The sequence below is a fragment of the Lichenihabitans sp. Uapishka_5 genome, from assembly GCF_033947565.1.
Classification (GTDB): Bacteria; Pseudomonadota; Alphaproteobacteria; order Rhizobiales; family Beijerinckiaceae; genus Lichenihabitans.
Genome location: NZ_JARPVX010000203.1, coordinates 1 through 1178, shown reverse-complemented (window position 1 = coordinate 1178; position 1178 = coordinate 1). Strand labels below are relative to the sequence as shown.

General features: G+C 67.0%; 1 pseudogene and 1 other annotated feature. The pseudogene reads left to right on the top strand.

Annotated elements, in window-relative coordinates:
* Positions 1 to 54: 54 nt before the first annotated feature.
* A pseudogene (locus P7D22_RS23175) lies at positions 55 to 1178 on the top strand (IS3 family transposase); the annotation flags it as partial.
* Positions 339 to 509: a sequence feature (AL1L pseudoknot), on the top strand. (Overlaps the previous pseudogene by 171 nt.)

Below are 1178 nucleotides of genomic sequence, written 5' to 3'. Positions count from 1 at the left end.
GAACTGAACCGCCCCTGGTTTGCCGGAGGCCCCAACTCCTGAGAGGACGGGGCTATGACCAGCAAGACGACGAACAAGTTTTCACCGGAGGTCCGCGAGCGCGCGGTGCGGATGGTGCTCGACCACGAGCGCGATCACCCGTCGCGGTGGGCAGCAGTGGTGTCTATCGCGGAGAAGATCGGCTGCGCGCCGCAGACGCTTCACGAGTGGCTGAAGAAAGTCGAGGTCGACAGTGGCAAGCGCGCTGGCGTGCCGACCGAGGTCGCCGACAAGGTGAAGGCGCTTGAGCGCGAAGTCCGCGAGTTGCGGCAGGCCAACGAGATCCTCCGCAAGGCGTCCGCGTATTTTGCCCAGGCGGAGCTCGACCCCCTCCGTGTGCCACCCCACCAAGCTTCGCTTGGCGTGGGCCCTGGCCCACTCCGCCCATTCCGGCGATGATCGCGTTCATTGACGACAACCGTGATGTCTATGGGGTCGAGCCGATCTGCCGCGTTCTGCCGATCGCCCCATCCACCTACCACGAGCACGTCGCGCAGCGGCAGGATGCGACGCGCCTGTCGGCGCGGGCGCGGGAGGATCTGGTCCTGAAGCCCGAGATCGCCCGCGTGTTCGCCGAGAACTTTGGGGTGTACGGCGTTCGCAAGGTCTGACGGCAGATGATGCGGGAGGCGTTCCCGATCGCCCGTTGCACCGTCGAGCGGCTGATGCGTGAGATGGGCGAAGCCGACCAGGGCCCACGGCCTGCGTAGCAGGGCGGGGTGGGCGGCGGAGGGTTGCAGGGCGTCATCCGCGGCAAGCCGGTGCGCACGACCATCAGCGACAAGGCAGCGCCGTGCCCGCTCGACCACGTCAACCGCCAGTTCCATGCCCCAGCGCCGAACAGGCTCTGGGTCTCGGACTTCACCTACGTCGCCACCTGGGCGGGATTCGTCTACGTCGCTTTCGTCATCGACACCTATGCCAGGCGGATCGTCGGCTGGCGGGCCAGCAGGACGGCGCATGCCAGCTTCGTCCTCCATGCGCTCGAGCAGGCACTTCACGATCGCCGGCCCGTTCACCGTGGCGGCCTGGTCCACCATAGCGACCGCGGGTCCCAATACGTGTCTATCAAGTACACCGAGCGCCTTGCCGAGGCTGGGATCGAACCTTCGGTCGGCAGCGTCGGCGACAGCTACGAC